At 73.6% G+C, this 12923-nt stretch carries 12 protein-coding genes and 2 pseudogenes; 7 read left to right on the forward strand and 7 right to left on the reverse strand.

Annotated features, from left to right (window positions below):
* Nucleotides 1-13: 13 nt before the first annotated feature.
* The 3 genes from AB0L29_RS28090 to AB0L29_RS28100 are packed head-to-tail and all read right to left on the reverse strand — an operon-like array spanning nucleotide 14 to nucleotide 2477.
* Complete coding sequence (locus AB0L29_RS28090; RefSeq protein WP_365830792.1) at nucleotides 14-805, reverse strand: amino acid ABC transporter ATP-binding protein; 792 nt, start codon at nucleotides 803-805, stop codon at nucleotides 14-16.
* The gene (locus AB0L29_RS28095; protein WP_365830794.1) at nucleotides 802-1635 is read right to left on the reverse strand and encodes an amino acid ABC transporter permease; all 834 of its coding nucleotides are present in this window, start codon (nucleotides 1633-1635) and stop codon (nucleotides 802-804) included. Before AB0L29_RS28095 ends, AB0L29_RS28090 begins: the two co-directional genes overlap by 4 nt.
* Complete coding sequence (locus AB0L29_RS28100) at nucleotides 1632-2477, reverse strand: transporter substrate-binding domain-containing protein (RefSeq protein ID WP_365830796.1); 846 nt, start codon at nucleotides 2475-2477, stop codon at nucleotides 1632-1634. The genes AB0L29_RS28095 and AB0L29_RS28100 overlap by 4 nt, the downstream gene beginning before the upstream one ends.
* Nucleotides 2478-2653: 176 nt before the next feature.
* Here AB0L29_RS28100 and AB0L29_RS28105 point away from each other — a divergent pair, with 176 nt between their 5' ends.
* Together AB0L29_RS28105 and AB0L29_RS28110 are read left to right on the forward strand one after the other, a co-directional pair.
* On the forward strand, nucleotides 2654-3754 hold the full coding sequence (locus AB0L29_RS28105) for an aminotransferase class V-fold PLP-dependent enzyme (protein ID WP_365830798.1): 1101 nt from the start codon (nucleotides 2654-2656) through the stop codon (nucleotides 3752-3754).
* An 8-nt stretch (nucleotides 3755-3762) separates the two neighbouring features.
* Nucleotides 3763-4283: pseudogene (locus tag AB0L29_RS28110) on the forward strand (phytanoyl-CoA dioxygenase family protein); the annotation flags it as partial.
* A gap of 64 nt (nucleotides 4284-4347) precedes the next feature.
* Here AB0L29_RS28110 and AB0L29_RS28115 read toward each other — a convergent pair.
* The 3 genes from AB0L29_RS28115 to AB0L29_RS28125 all read right to left on the reverse strand — a co-directional run bounded on the left by AB0L29_RS28115 (nucleotide 4348) and on the right by AB0L29_RS28125 (nucleotide 7972).
* Nucleotides 4348-5400, reverse strand: a complete 1053-nt coding sequence (locus AB0L29_RS28115) for an aminotransferase class V-fold PLP-dependent enzyme (RefSeq protein WP_365830800.1) — start codon at nucleotides 5398-5400, stop codon at nucleotides 4348-4350.
* Nucleotides 5401-5499: 99 nt separating this feature from the next.
* Nucleotides 5500-6213, reverse strand: a complete 714-nt coding sequence (locus tag AB0L29_RS28120; RefSeq protein ID WP_365830802.1) for a DsbA family oxidoreductase — start codon at nucleotides 6211-6213, stop codon at nucleotides 5500-5502.
* A gap of 229 nt (nucleotides 6214-6442) precedes the next feature.
* Nucleotides 6443-7972 carry an aldehyde dehydrogenase (NADP(+)) gene (locus AB0L29_RS28125; protein WP_365830804.1) on the reverse strand — a complete coding sequence of 510 codons (1530 nt, stop codon included), beginning with the start codon at nucleotides 7970-7972 and terminating at the stop codon, nucleotides 6443-6445.
* A gap of 156 nt (nucleotides 7973-8128) precedes the next feature.
* Here AB0L29_RS28125 and AB0L29_RS28130 point away from each other — a divergent pair, with 156 nt between their 5' ends.
* Both AB0L29_RS28130 and AB0L29_RS28135 read left to right on the forward strand, forming a co-directional pair.
* Nucleotides 8129-8902 carry an IclR family transcriptional regulator gene (locus AB0L29_RS28130; RefSeq protein ID WP_365830806.1) on the forward strand — a complete coding sequence of 258 codons (774 nt, stop codon included), beginning with the start codon at nucleotides 8129-8131 and terminating at the stop codon, nucleotides 8900-8902.
* A 3-nt stretch (nucleotides 8903-8905) separates the two neighbouring features.
* Entirely contained in the window at nucleotides 8906-9388 is a 483-nt protein-coding gene (locus tag AB0L29_RS28135) for a GNAT family N-acetyltransferase (protein WP_365830808.1), read from the forward strand.
* A 512-nt stretch (nucleotides 9389-9900) separates the two neighbouring features.
* On the opposite strand, the pseudogene AB0L29_RS28140 reads toward AB0L29_RS28135, so the two are convergent.
* Nucleotides 9901-10053 (reverse strand): annotated as a pseudogene (locus AB0L29_RS28140) (NCS2 family permease); the annotation flags it as partial.
* Nucleotides 10054-10442: 389 nt separating this feature from the next.
* Between AB0L29_RS28140 and AB0L29_RS28145 the strand changes: the two are divergent.
* From AB0L29_RS28145 to AB0L29_RS28155, 3 genes are all read left to right on the forward strand, one after another.
* Nucleotides 10443-11045: a SigE family RNA polymerase sigma factor gene (locus AB0L29_RS28145; RefSeq protein ID WP_365830810.1), complete on the forward strand. Its 603-nt coding sequence runs from the start codon at nucleotides 10443-10445 to the stop codon at nucleotides 11043-11045.
* Nucleotides 11042-11899, forward strand: coding sequence for a hypothetical protein (locus AB0L29_RS28150; protein ID WP_365830812.1), 858 nt, complete (start codon nucleotides 11042-11044; stop codon nucleotides 11897-11899). Before AB0L29_RS28145 ends, AB0L29_RS28150 begins: the two co-directional genes overlap by 4 nt.
* Nucleotides 11900-11982: 83 nt before the next feature.
* Nucleotides 11983-12813 carry a pectate lyase gene (locus tag AB0L29_RS28155; protein WP_365830814.1) on the forward strand — a complete coding sequence of 277 codons (831 nt, stop codon included), beginning with the start codon at nucleotides 11983-11985 and terminating at the stop codon, nucleotides 12811-12813.
* Nucleotides 12814-12923 lie beyond the last annotated feature (110 nt).

Here is a 12923-nt window from a genome sequence, read left to right on the forward strand (position 1 = left end):
CCTTAGTGAGCCGCTAGCCGGACTTGCCCACCTGGTCGGAGGTCTCCTCCTCCACCTGCGCCATCGCCGGGTCCAGCAGGCGGGAGAGGAAGTGGCGGGTGCGCTCGTGGCGGGGGCTGCCGATGACCTGCTCGGGGGTGCCGTCCTCGACGATCACGCCGCCGTCCATGAAGACGACCCGGTCGGCGACCTCGCGGGCGAAGGTCATCTCGTGGGTGACGACCATCATCGTCATGCCCTCCTCGGCCAGCATGCGCATGACCGCCAGGACGTCGCCCACCAGCTCGGGGTCGAGCGCCGAGGTCGGCTCGTCGAACAGCATCACCTCGGGGCCCATCGCCAGCGCGCGGGCGATGGCGACGCGCTGCTGCTGGCCGCCGGAGAGGGAGGAGGGGTAGGCGGCCGCCTTCTCGGACAGGCCCACCCGGGCCAGGTTCTCGGCGGCGATCCGCGCGGCCTCCGCCTTGCTCCGCCTCAGCACCCGGCGCTGCGGCAGGGTGAGGTTCTCGGTCACCGTCAGGTGCGGGAAGAGGTTGAACTGCTGGAAGACCATGCCGATGCGGCGCCGTACGGCGTCGATGTCGACGTCCGGGTCGGTCAGTTCCGTACCGCCGACGAAGACCCGGCCACCGGTCGGCTCCTCCAGCAGGTTCACGCACCGCAGCAGGGTCGACTTGCCCGAGCCCGACGGGCCGATGACGCAGACCACGTCGCCCCGGCTGATCTCCAGGTCGATGCCGCGCAGGACCTCGTTGTCGCCGAAGGACTTGCGCAGTGCCTCGACGCGGATCTCCGGACGGCTCATTTCACCGCCTCCCGGGCCTTGGCCTCCATGCGGCGCACGACGAAGCCGAGCGGGATCGTGACCAGCAGGTAGCACAGGCCGGCGACCAGGATCGGCGTGGAGTTGGCGGTCTGGCTGGCCAGGTCACGGCCGTACTTGGACAGTTCGCGCTCCTGAAGGGTCACGCCGAGGAACAGGACGAGCGAGGAGTCCTTGAAGAGCAGGACCAGCTCGTTGGTCAGCGGCGGGAGGATGATGCGGAACGCCTGCGGGATGACGATGGAGACCATCGCCCGCGCGGGCGAGAAGCCGAGCGAGCGGGCGGCCTCCATCTGGCCCTTGGGCACGGCCTGGATGCCCGCGCGGATCGTCTCCGCCATGTACGCCGCGGCCACCAGGCCGAGCGCGAGGGCGACCTTGCCGTAGGTGCCGCCGACGATCTCGGTGCCCGGGAAGGCCAGCGGCACGGCCACGCCGATGAAGATGAAGATCAGCAGGGCGGGCAGGCCGCGGAAGATCTCGATGTAGACGCCGGCGAGCCAGCGGTAGGGGCCGACGGACGACAGCCGCATCAGCGCGATCACCAGGCCGAGGGCCAGCCCGACGGCGAAGCCGGTCACGGTGTACAGCACGGTGTTCTTCAGCGCCAGCGTGATGATCTCGGGGAACATCCGCTCGGCGATGTCCGCCTGCGCGAACTGGTTCTGCAGCCTGTCCCAGTCGGCCGTGACCGCGAGGGCGATCACGGCGGCGACGAAGACGGCGTACTGGGCGCCGCGGGACACGCTGCGCCTCTGTCGCCGGGTCAGGCCCTTTCTCCTCGGCTGTACCGGAACGCCGGTGTCGGTCATGAGGCGGCGGGCGAGGCGGCGGACTCGTCGTACGGGCCGATCCACTTCTCGTACAGCTTCTTGTACGTGCCGTCGGCCTTGGCGTCCGCGAGGGCCTTGTCGATGGCCTCGCGCAGCTTGGTGTTGCCCTTCTTCACCGTGAAGCCGTACTGCTCACCGGTGTTGATGTTGTCGGCGATCTCGAAGGCGTCGGCGTTGGCCTTGTCCTTCAGCCAGCCCTGGACGACCGGGTAGTCGATGACGACGGCCTGGACCTGGCCGGTGCGCAGGCCGTTGAGGACGGCGTCGGAGGACTCGAAGGAGACCGGGTCCAGGCCCTTGCTCTTGGCGTAGTCCTCGCCGGTGGTCTGCGCCTGGGCGCCGACCTTCTTGCCCTTGAGGTCGGCGAAGGAGGAGATGCCGCTCTTCTTGTCGGCGAGGACGGCCTGGGTGGCCTCGAAGTACGGGGCGGAGAAGTCGACGTTCTTCTTGCGCTCCTCGGTGATGGTCATGCCGGCCGCGGCCAGGTCGCACTCGCCGGAGTTGAGGAACGCGCCGGTCTTGAAGTTCTCGAAGGGCGTGTCGAGGATGTCCTGCTTCACACCGAGGTCCTCGGCGACCAGGTCGATGAGGGCCACGTCGAAGCCCTGCACCTTGCCGCCGATCTCCGACTGGAAGGGCGGGTACGGCAGGTGCGTGCAGGTGGTCAGCCGGCCGGCCTTGACGAGCTCGACGCCGCCCGCGGCGGTCTTGGAGCCGCCGGCGCCCTCGTCGGTGGAGGTGCAGGCGGCCACCAGCACCAGTCCGGCCGTCGCGGTGATGGCGGCCAGAATGCGGGTCCGGCGCCCGGGGTGCGTTGTCACTGGGGCCTCCTGTAGGGAACTGTGGGTTCTGATTATAAGGAGAGGTTTGGGGCTCCCAAACCAAACCCATGGCCGCGGGGCCGCCGGGCCTAAGAATGTCGGCGGCCGAAGGGGCGTGGCAGGCTCCGGTTACCCTCGACTGGATCGATTCCGTGAGCCGAGAAGAGAGCACCGCCGTGACCCACCCCCTCCTGGACCTCGCCCCGTTGAGCGCCGAGCGGTTCGCCTCGATCGAGGACCGGGTGGCCCGGCTCCTCAGCACCCGCCAGGACGTGGTGATCACCCAGGGCGAGGCGCTGCTGCCGCTCGAGGGCGCCATCCGCGCCACGGCCGGTCCCGGGACGACGGCGCTCAACGTGATCACCGGTCCGTACGGGCAGACCTTCGGCGACTGGCTGCGCGACTGCGGCGCCACGGTGATCGACCTGGCCGTGCCCTTCCACACGGCGGTGACGGCCGACCGGATCCGCGACGCCTTCGCCGAGCACCCGCGGATCGACTTCGTGTCCCTGGTGCACGCGGAGGCGGCGACCGGGAACACCAACCCGGTCGCGGAGATCGGCGAGGTGGTCCGGGCGCACGGCGCGCTGTTCTACCTGGACGCGGTGGCGTCGGTGGGCGCGGAGCCGGTGCTGCCGGACGCGTGGGGCGTCGACCTGTGCGTGATCGGCGCGCAGAAGGCGATGGGCGGCCCGGCCGGGGTGTCGGCGGTGTCGGTGAGCGAGCGGGCCTGGGCCCGGATGGCGGCGAACCCGCGGGCGCCGCGCCGCTCGTACCTCTCCCTGCTGGACTGGAAGGAGCGCTGGATCGACGGCGGCCGCAAGACCCTGCTGCACGCTCCGGCACAGCTGGAGATGCTGGCGCTGGAGGCGTGCCTGGAGCGGATCGAGACGGTGGGGCTGGAGGCGGTGATGGCCCGGCACGCGTCGGCCGCGGCGGCGACCCGGGCCGGGGCGCTCGCCCTGGGCGGCGGCCTGGAGCCGTACGTGCGCGAGGCGGCGCAGGCGGCGCCGGTCGCGACGACGCTGCGGGCGCCCTCGGGCACCGTGGCCGCGGACCTGGTGGCGCGGGCCCTGGAGGCCGACCCCGCGGTGCCGCTGGCGGCGGGCGGGGGCGCGCTGGCCCGGGAGATGATCCGGGTCAACCACTACGGGGCCGACGCGACGCGGGGCGCCGTACGGGCGAGCCTGGCGGCGCTGGGCGTCGCGCTGGCCGAGAAGGGCCTGGACGTGGACGTGGAGCGGGCACTGAGGGCCGCGGAGGACGTCTGGCGCTGAGGGAGGGGGACGTCTACGTCCACCAGTCGCGGATCGACGTCAAGCCGGGCTTCGGTGCCGGCGGGTTCTACTGGCATTCGGACTTCGAGACCTGGCACGCCGAGGACGGTCTGCCGCGGATGCGCACGGTGTCGGTCTCGATCGCGCTGACCGGGAATCACGACACCAACGGCGCTCTCATGATCATGCCGGGGTCGCACAAGACGTTCCTCGGCTGTGCGGGGGCCACGCCCAGGGACAACTGCAAGAAGTCGCTGCGGATGCAGGACGCGGGCACGCCGTCCGACGAGGCGCTGACCACGAGGGCCTTCGAGTACGGCAGCAGGCTGTTCACGGGCAGGGCCGGCTCGGCGACCTGGTTCGACTGCGACGCCATGCACGGATCCGGCGCGACAACATCACGCCCTTCCCGCGCAGCAACGTGTTCATCGTGTTCAACAGCGTGCGGAACACGGCGGTCGAGCCGTTCGCGGCGCCGGTGCGCCGGCCGGAGTTCCTCGGGGCGCGGGACTTCACTCCGGTGAGGTGACCGGGTGACATCCGCTGCCGGGCGGGGCCCGCCCGTACCGGGCGACGGGCCCCGCCCGGCTCCGTCAGCCGGAGAGCGCCTCCAGCAGGCGGTCCACGTCCGCGGCCGTGTTGTACAGGTGGAAGGAGGCCCGCAGGTTGCCCGCGCGGTCGGAGACCTCGATGCCGGCCTCGCTCAGCCCGGGCTGCCGGTGGCCGAGTCCGGGCACGGAGACGATCGCCGAGCCGGGTGCGGGGACGGGCTGGTGCCCGAGCTCGGCGAGCCCTGCGCGGAACCGGTCGGCGAGGGCGAGGTCGTGGGCGTGGATGGCGTCCACCCCGAGTTCCTCGACGAGTTCGAGGGAGGCGCGCAGGCCCGCGTGGGTGAAGAGGGCGGGGCTCACGTCGAACCGCCGGGCGGAGCGGGCGAGTTCCTCGACGGGGCCGTAGCAGCTGAGCCAGGGGTCCTCGCCGGCGACCCAGCCGGCCAGCAGGGGCGTCAGCCCGCCGAAGTCCTCGGGGACGACGAGGAAGGCGGCCCCGTGCGGGCCCAGGAGCCACTTGAAGCCGACGGCGGCGAGGAAGTCGTACGCGCCGGCCTCCAGGGGCAGCCACCCGGCCGACTGGGAGGCGTCGACGTAGGTGCGGGCCCCGTGCCTGCGGGCCTGCTCGCGCACCGCCGTCAGGTCGGCGAGGCGGCCGTCGGCGGACTGGGCGGCGCTGACCGCGACGAGCGCGGTGCCCGGGCGGACGGACTCGGCCAGCCGCTCCAGGGGGACGGCGCGCACCTTGAGGTCGCCGCGCGCGTGGAAGGGGTTCACCAGGGAGGAGAAGTCGCCCTCCGCGGTGAGGACTTCGGCTCCGGCGGGCAGCGAGGCCGCGATCAGCCCGCCGAACTCGGCGACCGAGGCCCCGGTCGCGACCCGCTCGGCCGGCACGCCGGCCAGCCGGGCGAAGCAGGCGCGGACGGCCTCCACGTCCTCGTACAGCGGGCCCAGGGGCCTGCCCTCGGCCCGCATCCGCACGGCCCGGTCCAGGGCGGTCACGGTGCGCACCGGCAGGAGTCCGTTGCTCGCGGTGTTGAGGTAGGTCTTCTCCGGGGTGAACTCGGCGCGGACGAGGCTCTCGAAGGTCTCCATGGGTCCACTCTGGGGCCCCGGGACCTCCCCGTCCATCGCGTATTCCTACGCGGTTCTCCCAAGAGTTCCTTATACGTCCGCGCCGGCCTGCGCGTTCGCTCAGTGCCGGGGCACCGCGCAGCCGTCCGGCCCGCACGCCTCGGCGTCCTGCGGCCCGGCCGGCCGCAGGGGGGAACGCTCGCCCCACGCCTGCGCCAGTGCCTGGGCGAAGACCTCGACGGGCTGGGCGCCGGAGACGCCGTAGGCCCGGTCCAGGACGAAGAACGGCACACCGGTCGCGCCGAGCTGCGCGGCCTCGCGCTCGTCGGCGCGGACCTCGGCGGCGTAGGCGTCCGGGTCCGCGAGGACCGCGCGGGCGGCGTCCGCGTCGAGGCCGGCGGCGACCGCGAGCTCCACGAGCCGGTCGTCGTCGTTGAAGACGGACCGCTCCTCGGCGAAGTTCGCCCGGTACAGCAGGTCGAGCAGCCGCTCCTGGCGGCCGTGCTCCCTGGCGAGGTGCAGCAGGCGGTGCATGTCGAAGGTGCTGCCGTGGTCACGGCCCCGGGTGCGGTAGTCCAGCCCCTCGGCGGCGGCCTGGGCGCCCAGGTGGTCCTCGCCGGCCAGGGCCTGCTCCCGGCTCATGCCGTACTTGCGGGTGAGCATCGTGACGACGGGCTGGACGTCGTCCTTGGCGCGGCCCGGGTCCAGTTCGAAGGACCGGTGCACCACCTCGACCCGGTCGCGGTGCGGGAAGGCGGCGAGCGCCTTCTCGAAGCGGGCCTTGCCCACGTAGCACCAGGGGCAGGCGATGTCGCTCCAGATCTCGACGCGCATGCTTCGGCTCTCTCCAGGTCGTGCGGGTGCGGGGACTCTCCCCGGCGGATGCATGAACCTTCAAGCAGCCGGTTCCATTCCCCCGCGCGGACAGCCGCGCCCGCCCGGCCGGTGCCGTCGTCCGGGAGGCCGCCCGGCCGGGGCCGGGCGCGGGCGCCGTCCGCGGTGGAAGGTCCGGGTCCCTTCCCCGAGGCTGCCGGTCTCCCTCCTCCGGGCGGGCGGCCGGGGGTCAGCGTTCCAGCCGCCCGTTGAAGCGCCGCGGCAGCCCCAGCGGGTTGTCGTCCCGCAGCTCCGGCGGGAGCAGGGCCTGCGGCGTGTTCTGGTACACCACCGGACGCAGCCAGCGCTCGATGGCCGTGCCGCCCACCGAGGTGGACGTCGAGGTCGTCGCCGGGTAGGGACCGCCGTGGTGCTGGGCCGGGGCGACCGCGACCCCCGTCGGCCAGCCGTTCACCAGCACGCGCCCGGCCAGCGGCGTCAGCTCCTGCAGCAGCTGCGCGCCACGGCCCTCGCCGGCCGCCTCCCGCTCCGACAGGTGCACGGTCGCCGTCAGGTTGCCGGGCAGCCGCGCGAGCACCCCCCGCACCTCGTCCTCGTCCTCGTAGCGGGCGACGACGGTCACCGGGCCGAAGCACTCCTCCAGCAGCAGGTCGTGCTCCCCCTCCCGCGTGAGCCTGCCCGCCGGAACCGTGAGGAAGCCCGCGCTGACGGTGTGCTCCCCGCCCGCGCCCGGCGTCACCGGGGACTCCACCTCGGGCAGCCGCGCGCGCTCGGCGACCCCGGCGACGAAGTTGTCCCGCATGCGGTGGTCGAGCAGGACGCCCGCCTCGGTGTCGCTGACGGCGTCCGTCAGGGACTTCACCAGGCGGTCGCCCGCCGCGCCGGACGGCGCGAGCACGAGGCCCGGCTTCACGCAGAACTGGCCGACGCCCAGCGTCATGGAACCGGCGAGGCCCTGCCCGATGGCCTCCGCGCGCTCGGCGGCGGCGGCCTCGGTGACGACGACGGGGTTCAGGGAGCCCAGCTCGCCGTGGAAGGGGATCGGGACCGGGCGCGCGGCCGCCGCGTCGAACAGGGCGCGGCCGCCCTTGACGGAACCGGTGAAGCCGGCCGCCGCGACCAGCGGGTGCTTGATCAGCTCGATGCCCGCCCCGAAGCCGTGCACCAGGCCCACGACCGCCCCGGGGACGCCGTGCCGGGCGGCGGCCCGGCGCAGCACCTTGGCGACCAGCTCGGACAGGCCGGGATGGTCGGGGTGGGCCTTGACCACGACGGGGCAGCCGGCCGCCAGCGCGCTGGCGGTGTCGCCGCCGGCCACGGAGAAGGCGAAGGGGAAGTTCGACGCCGAGTAGACGGCGACGACGCCGAGGGGCACCTTGTAGCGGCGCAGGTCCGGGACCGGCGGGGTCGTGGTGTCGTCGGGGTGGTCGACGACCACGTCGAGGAAGGCGCCCTCGTCGACGATGTCCGCGAAGGCCCGCAGCTGGTAGCAGGTGCGGGCGAGCTCGCCGGTCAGCCGGACCGGGCCGAGCGCGGTCTCGGCGTCGGCGGTCTCCACGAGCCCGTCCCTGGCCGCCTCCAGCTCCTCGGCGCAGGAGCGCAGGAAGGCCGAGCGGACGGCGCGGTCGGCGAGCGCGCCGCGCGCCTCGTGCGCGGCGCGGACGGCGGCGTCCACCTCCTGGGCCGTGGCCTCCACCGCAACCTGTTCCCGCTGCTTCCCGGTTCGGGGGTCGACACTCCAGACTGGTGCTGCTGCCACCGCGGGTCCCTCCACATCGATTGCCGCATGCAATGCCGCAGTATGTACGTCGATACGTACGTCGATCCACCAGGGGTGTTCGATATACTGAACACTGTCTCTGATGCTGAATATGCGTCGGAGACTATTTCCCGTCGAACGAAGGGGTCAAGGGCGATGTCGGCTGGCGAGACGGGCGGCGGGGCACAGGTCAAGTCGGCGGTGCGGACCGTGGAACTGCTGGAGTACTTCGCCGGACGCCCCGGCATGCACTCCCTCGCGGCGGTCCAGGAAGCCGTCGGCTACCCCAAGTCCAGCCTCTACATGCTGCTGCGCACGCTCGTGGACCTCGGCTGGGTGGAGACGGACGCGACGGGCACGCGGTACGGCATCGGCGTGCGGGCCCTGCTGGTCGGCACCTCCTACATCGACGGCGACGAGGTCGTCGCGGCGGCCCGCCCGACGCTGGACCGCCTCTCCGACGACACCACGGAGACCATCCACCTCGCCCGCCTCGACGGCACCAACGTCGTCTACCTGGCCACCCGCCAGTCCCAGCACTACCTGCGCCCCTTCACCCGGGTGGGCCGCCGGCTGCCCGCCCACTCGACCTCGCTCGGCAAGGCGATCCTCGCGACCTACGACGACGAGCAGGTCCGCAAGATGCTGCCCGAGACGCTGCCCGCGCTGACCGAGAACACCATCACCGACCGGGAGAAGCTCATCGAGGAGCTGCACCAGGTGCGGGAGCGGGGCTTCGCCGTGGACCGCGAGGAGAACACGCTGGGGCTGCGCTGCTTCGGCGTGGCGATCCCGTACCGCACCCCCGCCCGGGACGCCATCAGCTGCTCGGTCCCGGTGGCGCGCCTCACCCCGGCCCACGAGCAGACGGTGAAGGACGCCCTGTTCGACGCCCGGGACCGGCTGACGCTCGCCACCCGGAGGCTGTGACCCGTGCACATCGCGCTCCGTGCGGTCCACGACAGCGACCTGCCGGTGCTGTACCGGCAGATGAACGACCCGCAGGCCCTGCACATGGCGGCCTTCACCCCCGAGGACCCGGCCGACCGGTCCGCCTTCGACGCCCACTGGGCCCGGATCCGCTCCGCGCCCGGCGTCGTGGTCCGCACGGTGCTCGCCGACGGCGACGTGGTGGGCAGTGCGTCGGTGTACGGCGAGCCCGGCGAACGCGAGGTGACGTACTGGATCGACCGCGCGTACTGGGGCCGGGGCATCGCGACGGCGGCGCTGCGCCGGCTGCTGGAGGAGGTGCCGGAGCGGCCGCTGTACGCGCGTGCCGCCGCGGACAACGCGGGCTCGCTGCGCGTGCTGGAGAAGTGCGGGTTCCGCGTGAGCGCGCGGACCACGGGATACGCGGCGGCGCGGGGCGCGGAGATCGACGAGGTCGTACTGGCGCTGGAGGGCCCAGGCCTCTGAGGCGCTGAGGGCGCCGGGATCCCCGAGGGCGCGGGCGCCGGGATCCCCGAGGGCGGGCGCCACCGCTCCCCCGTCCGGTGGAGCGGGATCGCCTTGGGGCAGGAGGTGCCCCGGCCGGCCGCGCGGAAGCCCGGTCGCACGGCGCAGTCGCCCGCACCCGTCGCCGGCCCCGGGCCCGGCCGCCCCCGCCTGCTTCCGCGCACCCCCGCCGTCGTCTCCTGTGGGCCCCGTCTCGTCCTCAAGGCCGCCTGGATCGCCGGGAGTCACGTCGGCATCCCGCGGGTCCGGGCGCTGCCCGTCGCCGCGCCGCCCGGCCGGGTGGCGCGGCTCACGGCACGCGGGAGCGGGGTGCCGCGGCGGTCGGACGCGGCCCGTTCGGAGGCCAGCGGCAACGGGCGGGCGGCGCCGGTGGCCGAGGCGGTGAGGGAAGCGGCGCCGAAGGAGTGAACCCCCGCCGTCCGAAAGCCGTCTGAACAGATGGACGGGCCGCCCCTGTCCCCCCGGGGGCGGCCCGCGCCGATGCCGTTGGTGACCGGGTACGTGAACGGCGTCACGGCGACGGCCGGGAACGCCGGGACGGCGATCCCGCACCGGCCCCAGCCGATGCGCCCGGCCTGGGCCGTCATCAGGAAGCCGGCGGCGACCGGGGCCGGGGCGGCGCGGCGGGCGCGGGGGGCGGGTCGCCGCCGACGCCCGTGCCGACCCCCACGACCGCGCCCGCCGGGGCGGTGGCGGTGGCCGGCCGGACGGCGTCGAGCTGCCGGCCGGACTTGCCCTTGGTTCGGACCCGGCGCGTGCGCCTCGGTGTCCGGGTGATCGGGCGCGGATACCGGCTGGATCCTTCCCTCCGCGAACCGGCTTCGGGTTTTCCCGTGATACGGAATCAGGGTCGACCGGTCATACGCCGTTCGAGGTACCGTACGAACACGCAAACGATCGCTGCTACGCTTCCGGATCTCGTCCGCTCCGACTCCGGACGTTCACATGTCATCTACATGACACGTACAGGCGCCCCCGCCCGGGTGCCGTCAGCCGCCGCGAGGAGGGGTCGCCCGTGGGCACAGTCGTCGACGACGCCGCCTCCGTGGAGTTCCACGCCTTCTTCGAGCGCCACTACGCCGAACTGTCCCGTCTGGCCTGTCTGCTGACGGGCGAGGCCGACACCGCCGACGACCTGGCGGCGGACGCGCTCCTGGCGTTGTGGCACCGCTGGGACCGGGTCCGGGCCGCCGACCATCCGGTGGCGTACGCGCGCGGGGTGGTCGCCAACCTGGCCCGTACCCGCATCCGCAGCGCGGTGCGGGAGCGGCGGCGCATCGCCCTGTTCTGGTCGCACCGCGAGGAGAGGACCGAGAACCCGGACGTCGCGGGCGTGGTGGACGTGCGGGAGGCGCTGCGCCGGCTGCCGTTCCGCAAACGGGCCTGCGTGGTGCTGCGGCACGCCTTCGACCTGTCGGAGAAGGACACCGCGCTCACCCTGGGCGTCTCGGTGGGTACGGTGAAGAGCCAGACGTCGAAGGGGATGGCCGAACTGCAGCGGCTGCTCGGCGCGCAGGCACCGCAACGCGTGCACGCGGCGGTGGGGTCACCGCCCGGCCCGCACGGAGCGGAGAGCTTGAGGGCGCGCACCGGCGAGGCCGGAGGAAAGGACCGATGACCATGCGGCGGGACGTGCACGAGGAGCTGCGCGCCCGGCTGCACGAGGCGGCCGGGGCACACGAGCCCGACCGGGCCCGGATCCTGGCCCGGGTCGAGCGCGGCATGGTCTCTGCGGCCCGTTCCGGCCGGCGGGCGACACGTCCGCCCGTGTGGGGCTGGGCGCGGGTGGTGGGCGCCACGGCCGCGGTCGCGGGCGTGCTCGTGGTGGGCGGCTACGCGGTCGCGTCCGCGGTGCGCGACGAGGAGGCGCCGCCTCAGCGGCAGGTGGCCGTCTCGCCGGCGCCCGCCCCGTCACCGGAGGCGGCCGGCCGGGCGCCCGTGCCGCCGGTGAATACCGCACCGGGCACCCCGCCGCAGACCCGTGCCCCCGGCACGCCCGCCTCGCGGGCCCCGAGCTCCTCCAGCGCCCCGCCGCCCGCCGCGGGCGTCGAGGACGGGCCGCTGTGGTCGGACGGATCGGTCGACCCGCACAGCAACGACTTCTGGGCGCAGAGCAACATCACCCTCAAGGTGCGCGAGCAACTGACCTCGCTCGTCGTGCGGTTGCGCATCGCGCAGACCGGCGGGGTGTCCTCCACGGGCGCCTGGCGGTCACTGCCCGAGGGGGACTTCACGCTCTCGGTCGACGAGCGGGACGGCTTCCTCGTCTACACCTGGACGCTCAGGGAGGGCCGTACGGTCCCGGCCGGCGAGTGGGTGTTCGCGGGGCAGTACGACCACGAGCGCGGCGGGAGGGACGCGCAGGACGACAGCTACGCGGCGACCGCGACCGCCGGTGACCGGCGGCTGTCCGTGAGCGGCGGCTTCGCGGCCCGGGGCGACCAGGACGGAACCGGCGGGGGCGGGCCGTGAAAAATCCGGAACCCCGGCAACCCTTTTCCCACCGGTGGCGACCACCAGGCGCAGGAGTCACCACCCACCCGAGGAATCCGTACATGACTGCACCAGCAGAACCGCGTGTCCGCCACCGCCGCCGGTCCACCGGGCGGCGCGCACTGATCGCCGGGGCCTGCGCGCTCGGCATCACGGGGGCGGCGGTCGTCACCACGACGATGCTGCCCTCCGCGGGCGCCGCCTCGTCCTGGCCGGCCGCCCAGGGCAGCCGGCCCGTGTCCTCCACCATCGAGGTGACGGGCACGTACGACGGCGGGCTCAAGAAGTTCCACGGCGCCGGGGAGCTGGGCGGCAGCGGTCAGGAGGAGGGGCAGGACCCGGTCTTCGAACTGGCCGACGGGGCGGTGCTGAAGAACGTCGTCATCGGCACCCCGGCCGCGGACGGGGTGCACTGCAAGGGCACCTGCACGCTGGAGAACGTGTGGTGGCTGGACGTCGGCGAGGACGCCGCCACCTTCAAGGGCAGGTCGCCGTCCGCCGTGTACCGGGTGACCGGCGGCGGCGCCAGGAACGCCGACGACAAGGTGCTGCAGTTCAACGGCGCCGGCAAGCTGACCGTGACCGGCTTCCGGGTCGAGAACTTCGGCAAGCTCGTGCGCACCTGCGGCAACTGCGGGACGCAGTACCGGCGCACGGTCGTGCTCAGCGACATCGACGTGACCGCGCCCGGCAAGTCCGTCGTCGGCGTCAACGCCAACTACGGCGACACCGCCACGCTGTCGGGGATCCGCATCCACGGCGACGACAAGAAGAAGATCAAGACGTGCACCCGCTTCCAGGGCAACGACACCGGCGAGGAGCCGAAGGAGCTCGGTTCCGGCCCGGACGGCAGGACCTGCCTGTTCTCGTCCTCCGACATCACCTACCGGTGACGTCCGCCCGATGACGCGGAACCACATGTGACCCCGGGCCGCCGGCGACGTCCGGCGGCCCGGTCCCGGCCGGCCCGAAACCCCCCTCGGGCGGCCGGGCCCCCCGGCTC

Origin of the sequence: Streptomyces sp. NPDC052701 (assembly GCF_040678355.1) — a bacterium.
In the GTDB taxonomy this organism is placed as follows: domain Bacteria; phylum Actinomycetota; class Actinomycetes; order Streptomycetales; family Streptomycetaceae; genus Streptomyces.

What these genes read in the sequence shown, in the direction of transcription:
- AB0L29_RS28150 (WP_365830812.1), top strand. Translation starts at nt 11,042, where the DNA reads ATGACCATGCGGCGGGACGTGCACGAGGAGCTGCGCGCCCGGCTGCAC.
- AB0L29_RS28095 (WP_365830794.1), bottom strand. Translation starts at nt 1,635, where the DNA reads ATGACCGACACCGGCGTTCCGGTACAGCCGAGGAGAAAGGGCCTGACC.
- AB0L29_RS28115 (WP_365830800.1), bottom strand. Translation starts at nt 5,400, where the DNA reads ATGGAGACCTTCGAGAGCCTCGTCCGCGCCGAGTTCACCCCGGAGAAG.
- AB0L29_RS28090 (WP_365830792.1), bottom strand. Translation starts at nt 805, where the DNA reads ATGAGCCGTCCGGAGATCCGCGTCGAGGCACTGCGCAAGTCCTTCGGC.
- AB0L29_RS28155 (WP_365830814.1), top strand. Translation starts at nt 11,983, where the DNA reads ATGACTGCACCAGCAGAACCGCGTGTCCGCCACCGCCGCCGGTCCACC.
- AB0L29_RS28130 (WP_365830806.1), top strand. Translation starts at nt 8,129, where the DNA reads ATGTCGGCTGGCGAGACGGGCGGCGGGGCACAGGTCAAGTCGGCGGTG.
- AB0L29_RS28120 (WP_365830802.1), bottom strand. Translation starts at nt 6,213, where the DNA reads ATGCGCGTCGAGATCTGGAGCGACATCGCCTGCCCCTGGTGCTACGTG.